Source organism: Psychrobacter sp. Ps6, from assembly GCF_022129235.1.
Taxonomy (GTDB): domain Bacteria; phylum Pseudomonadota; class Gammaproteobacteria; order Pseudomonadales; family Moraxellaceae; genus Psychrobacter.
Genome location: NZ_JADQAI010000022.1, coordinates 1 through 5,380, shown reverse-complemented (window position 1 = coordinate 5,380; position 5,380 = coordinate 1). Strand labels below are relative to the sequence as shown.

Here is a 5,380-nt window from a genome sequence, read left to right as displayed (position 1 = left end):
TGAAACAAATTATAAAAAAGCTTGACAATTCAAATCATTATGATAAGATAGTCGGCTCGCTAGATAGCTTAACCGGAGATGGGGAAAGCGAATAGCATAAGTAATACCCTATATATCGATGACTGGACGACAGTGATTGAGACTATTTAAAAGCATAACTAAAGAACAACTTGTGTGGATTTTTGCTGATTCAGAATGCTAAAAAATAAAGTTGACTATCTTTTCTTTTCGGGAAGATTTTTAACTATAAAAATTATCATTTAAGACAGCAGAAAAACTCAAAGTTAATTCATTACGAACATAATTTTTAGCGATTTTGCCAGATTAGATGAGCCAAGTTTAGAAGCTTCTTTAAAGAGCTTCATAGCAAGATTAAACTGAAGAGTTTGATCATGGCTCAGATTGAACGCTGGCGGCAGGCTTAACACATGCAAGTCGAGCGGAAACGATGATAGCTTGCTATCAGGCGTCGAGCGGCGGACGGGTGAGTAATACTTAGGAATCTACCTAGTAGTGGGGGATAGCACGGGGAAACTCGTATTAATACCGCATACGTCCTACGGGAGAAAGGGGGCAACTTGTTGCTCTCGCTATTAGATGAGCCTAAGTCGGATTAGCTAGATGGTGGGGTAAAGGCCTACCATGGCGACGATCTGTAGCTGGTCTGAGAGGATGATCAGCCACACCGGGACTGAGACACGGCCCGGACTCCTACGGGAGGCAGCAGTGGGGAATATTGGACAATGGGGGAAACCCTGATCCAGCCATGCCGCGTGTGTGAAGAAGGCCTTTTGGTTGTAAAGCACTTTAAGCAGTGAAGAAGACTCTTCGGTTAATACCCGGAGACGATGACATTAGCTGCAGAATAAGCACCGGCTAACTCTGTGCCAGCAGCCGCGGTAATACAGAGGGTGCAAGCGTTAATCGGAATTACTGGGCGTAAAGCGAGCGTAGGTGGCTTGATAAGTCAGATGTGAAATCCCCGGGCTTAACCTGGGAACTGCATCTGAAACTGTTAGGCTAGAGTAGGTGAGAGGGAAGTAGAATTTCAGGTGTAGCGGTGAAATGCGTAGAGATCTGAAGGAATACCGATGGCGAAGGCAGCTTCCTGGCATCATACTGACACTGAGGCTCGAAAGCGTGGGTAGCAAACAGGATTAGATACCCTGGTAGTCCACGCCGTAAACGATGTCTACTAGTCGTTGGGTCCCTTGAGGACTTAGTGACGCAGCTAACGCAATAAGTAGACCGCCTGGGGAGTACGGCCGCAAGGTTAAAACTCAAATGAATTGACGGGGGCCCGCACAAGCGGTGGAGCATGTGGTTTAATTCGATGCAACGCGAAGAACCTTACCTACTCTTGACATCCAGAGAATTCGCTAGAGATAGCTTAGTGCCTTCGGGAACTCTGAGACAGGTGCTGCATGGCTGTCGTCAGCTCGTGTCGTGAGATGTTGGGTTAAGTCCCGCAACGAGCGCAACCCTTGTCCTTAGTTACCAGCGGGTTAAGCCGGGAACTCTAAGGATACTGCCAGTGACAAACTGGAGGAAGGCGGGGACGACGTCAAGTCATCATGGCCCTTACGACCAGGGCTACACACGTGCTACAATGGTAGGTACAGAGGGCAGCTACACAGCGATGTGATGCGAATCTCAAAAAGCCTATCGTAGTCCAGATTGGAGTCTGCAACTCGACTCCATGAAGTAGGAATCGCTAGTAATCGCGGATCAGAATGCCGCGGTGAATACGTTCCCGGGCCTTGTACACACCGCCCGTCACACCATGGGAGTGGGCTGCACCAGAAGTAGATAGCTTAACCTTCGGGAGGGCGTTTACCACGGTGTGGTTCATGACTGGGGTGAAGTCGTAACAAGGTAGCCGTAGGGGAACCTGCGGCTGGATCACCTCCTTATAGACGCATTCGGTCAGCAAGAATTCACAACAAGTTGTTCTTTAGTTTAAGCTTACGTTTTAACAAACGTATTAGGGTCTGTAGCTCAGCTGGTTAGAGCACCGTGTTGATAACGCGGGGGTCAGTGGTTCGAGTCCACTTAGACCCACCATTTTATAATGGGGCCATAGCTCAGTTGGTAGAGCGCCTGCCTTGCACGCAGGAGGTCAACGGTTCGACTCCGTTTGGCTCCACCACTACAAACTGGTCAAGCTTAAAGTGCTAAATAAAAATAGGTATTAAATAGAAACAAGTGATTTATCTTTGAATAAAGACACGATTACTTCTTTCTGTTTTATACAGAACTTATGACTCGACGAGAGCATAGGAACTATTTAAAAACATAGATATGAGTCTGGGTTAGGATGAGCGTGTTCACGCGCACATCTTAACCTTAATAACTCACCTCTTAACGACATCAGTTGTTATCCCAGGGGTGAGTTATTAAAAAAGTAAAGAGAACTGAATCAAGCGTATAAACATAGGTGATATCGTTATCATAATTAGATTGTATGACACTTAGAAGTCGAAAGACTATTTGGGGTTGTATGGTCAAGTAATGAAGCGCACATGGTGGATGCCTTGGCAGTCAGAGGCGATGAAAGACGTGACAGCCTGCGATAAGCTTCGGGGAGGCGGCAATATCCTGTGATCCGGAGATTTCTGAATGGGGAAACCCACTTACCATAAGGTAAGTATCCTAATTTATTAGGAAGCGAACGAGGGGAAGTGAAACATCTCAGTACCCTTAGGAATAGACATCAATTGAGATTCCCCTAGTAGCGGCGAGCGAACGGGGAGAAGCCGATTAGTGCTAATGTAGAAGAACAGCGTGGGAAAGCTGACCGTAGTAGGTGATAGTCCTGTATTCGAAACATTAGCGTTAACATATTAAGTAGAGCGGGGCACGAGAAATCCTGTTTGAAGATGGGGGGACCATCCTCCAAGGCTAAATACTCCTGACTGACCGATAGTGAACCAGTACCGTGAGGGAAAGGCGAAAAGAACCCCTGTGAGGGGAGTGAAATAGAACCTGAAACCGTGTGCGTACAAGCAGTGGGAGCCCACTTGTTGGGTGACCGCGTACCTTTTGTATAATGGGTCAGCGACTTATATTCTGTAGCAAGGTTAACCGTTTAGGGGAGCCGTAGGGAAACCGAGTCTTAATAGGGCGATTAGTTGCAGGGTATAGACCCGAAACCGAGTGATCTATCCATGAGCAGGTTGAAAGTGCCGTAACAGGCACCGGAGGACCGAACCCACTGTCGTTGAAAAGCCAGGGGATGACTTGTGGATAGGGGTGAAAGGCTAATCAAACTCGGTGATAGCTGGTTCTCCCCGAAAGCTATTTAGGTAGCGCCTCGGACGAACACCATTGGGGGTAGAGCACTGTTTCGGCTAGGGGGTCATACCGACTTACCAAACCGATGCAAACTCCGAATACCGATGAGTGATATCCGGGAGACACACGGTGGGTGCTAACGTCCATCGTGGAGAGGGAAACAACCCAGACCGCCAGCTAAGGCCCCAAATTCCTAGTTAAGTGGGAAACGAGGTGGGAAGGCATAGACAGCTAGGAGGTTGGCTTAGAAGCAGCCATCCTTTAAAGAAAGCGTAATAGCTCACTAGTCGAGTCGGCCCGCGCGGAAGATGTAACGGGGCTCAAACTAGGAGCCGAAGCTGCGGATTTGAATTTGTTTTCAAGTGGTAGGGGAGCGTTGTGTAAGCCTGTGAAGGTGTGTTGTAAAGCATGCTGGAGGTATCACAAGAGCGAATGCTGACGTGAGTAACGATAATGCGAGTGAAAAGCTCGCACGCCGGAAGATCAAGGGTTCCAGTCCAACGTTAATCGGGGCTGGGTGAGTCGACCCCTAAGGCGAGGCCGAAAGGCGTAGTCGATGGGAAATCGGTTAATATTCCGATACTTGTTTATAATGCGATGGAGGGACGGAGAAGGTTATGTCAGCCTGGCGTTGGTTGTCCAGGTGAAAGGATGTAGGTTTATAGCTTAGGTAAATCCGGGCTATTCTATACCGAGATCTGATAGCAAGCTGTACTTGTACAGCGAAGTGGCAAATACCATGCTTCCAGGAAAAGCTTCTAAGCAATAGTTATAAACGAATCGTACCCTAAACCGACACAGGTGATCAGGTAGAGAATACCAAGGCGCTTGAGAGAACTCTGCTGAAGGAACTAGGCAAAATGGTACCGTAACTTCGGGAGAAGGTACGCTGTTGGTGGTGATAGGACTTGCTCCTTGAGCTGCTGGCAGTCGCAGATACCAGGCTGCTGCAACTGTTTATTAAAAACACAGCACTCTGCAAACACGAAAGTGGACGTATAGGGTGTGATGTCTGCCCGGTGCTGGAAGGTTAATTGATGGGGTTAGCGTAAGCGAAGCTCTTGATCGAAGCCCCAGTAAACGGCGGCCGTAACTATAACGGTCCTAAGGTAGCGAAATTCCTTGTCGGGTAAGTTCCGACCTGCACGAATGGCGTAATGATGGCCACGCTGTCTCCACCCGAGACTCAGTGAAATTGAAATCGCAGTGAAGATGCTGTGTACCCGCGGCTAGACGGAAAGACCCCGTGAACCTTTACTACAGCTTTACATTGAACTTTGACCTGACTTGTGCAGGATAGGTGGGAGGCTTTGAAGCCGAGACGCTAGTCTTGGTGGAGCCAATCTTGAAATACCACCCTGGTCATGTTGGGGTTCTAACTCAGGTATAACAATACCGAGGACAATGTATGGTGGGTAGTTTGACTGGGGCGGTCTCCTCCTAAAGAGTAACGGAGGAGTACGAAGGTGCGCTCAGACCGGTCGGAAATCGGTCGTAGAGTATAAAGGCAAAAGCGCGCTTAACTGCGAGACCCACAAGTCGAGCAGGTACGAAAGTAGGTCTTAGTGATCCGGTGGTTCTGTATGGAAGGGCCATCGCTCAACGGATAAAAGGTACTCCGGGGATAACAGGCTGATACCGCCCAAGAGTTCATATCGACGGCGGTGTTTGGCACCTCGATGTCGGCTCATCACATCCTGGGGCTGAAGTCGGTCCCAAGGGTATGGCTGTTCGCCATTTAAAGTGGTACGCGAGCTGGGTTTAGAACGTCGTGAGACAGTTCGGTCCCTATCTGCCGTGGGCGTTGGATGATTGAGAGGGGCTGCTCCTAGTACGAGAGGACCAGAGTGGACGAACCTCTGGTGTTCGGGTTGTCACGCCAGTGGCATTGCCCGGTAGCTACGTTCGGATGGGATAACCGCTGAAAGCATCTAAGCGGGAAGCCCACCTCAAGATTAGATTTCCCTAAAGAGCCGTTCAAGACTAGGACGTTGATAGGCAGGGTGTGGAAGCACAGCGATGTGTGTAGCTAACCTGTACTAATTGCTCGTTTGGCTTGACCATACAACACCCAAGTGGTTTGTAT

At 48.8% G+C, this 5,380-nt stretch carries 2 tRNA genes and 2 rRNA genes; all 4 read left to right on the top strand.

Annotation, left to right across the window (positions count from 1 at the left end):
• Positions 1 to 374 precede the first annotated feature (374 nt).
• The 4 genes from I3255_RS13045 to I3255_RS13030 all read left to right on the top strand — a co-directional run bounded on the left by I3255_RS13045 (position 375) and on the right by I3255_RS13030 (position 5,358).
• Positions 375 to 1,913, top strand: a 16S ribosomal RNA gene (locus I3255_RS13045).
• 74 nt (positions 1,914 to 1,987) lie between these two features.
• Positions 1,988 to 2,064 (top strand) — tRNA-Ile (locus I3255_RS13040).
• A 9-nt stretch (positions 2,065 to 2,073) separates the two neighbouring features.
• Positions 2,074 to 2,149, top strand: a tRNA-Ala gene (locus tag I3255_RS13035).
• A 353-nt stretch (positions 2,150 to 2,502) separates the two neighbouring features.
• Positions 2,503 to 5,358, top strand: a 23S ribosomal RNA gene (locus I3255_RS13030).
• Together the 16S and 23S rRNA genes with 2 tRNA genes alongside form the textbook arrangement of a ribosomal RNA operon.
• The last annotated feature ends 22 nt before the right edge of the window (positions 5,359 to 5,380 follow it).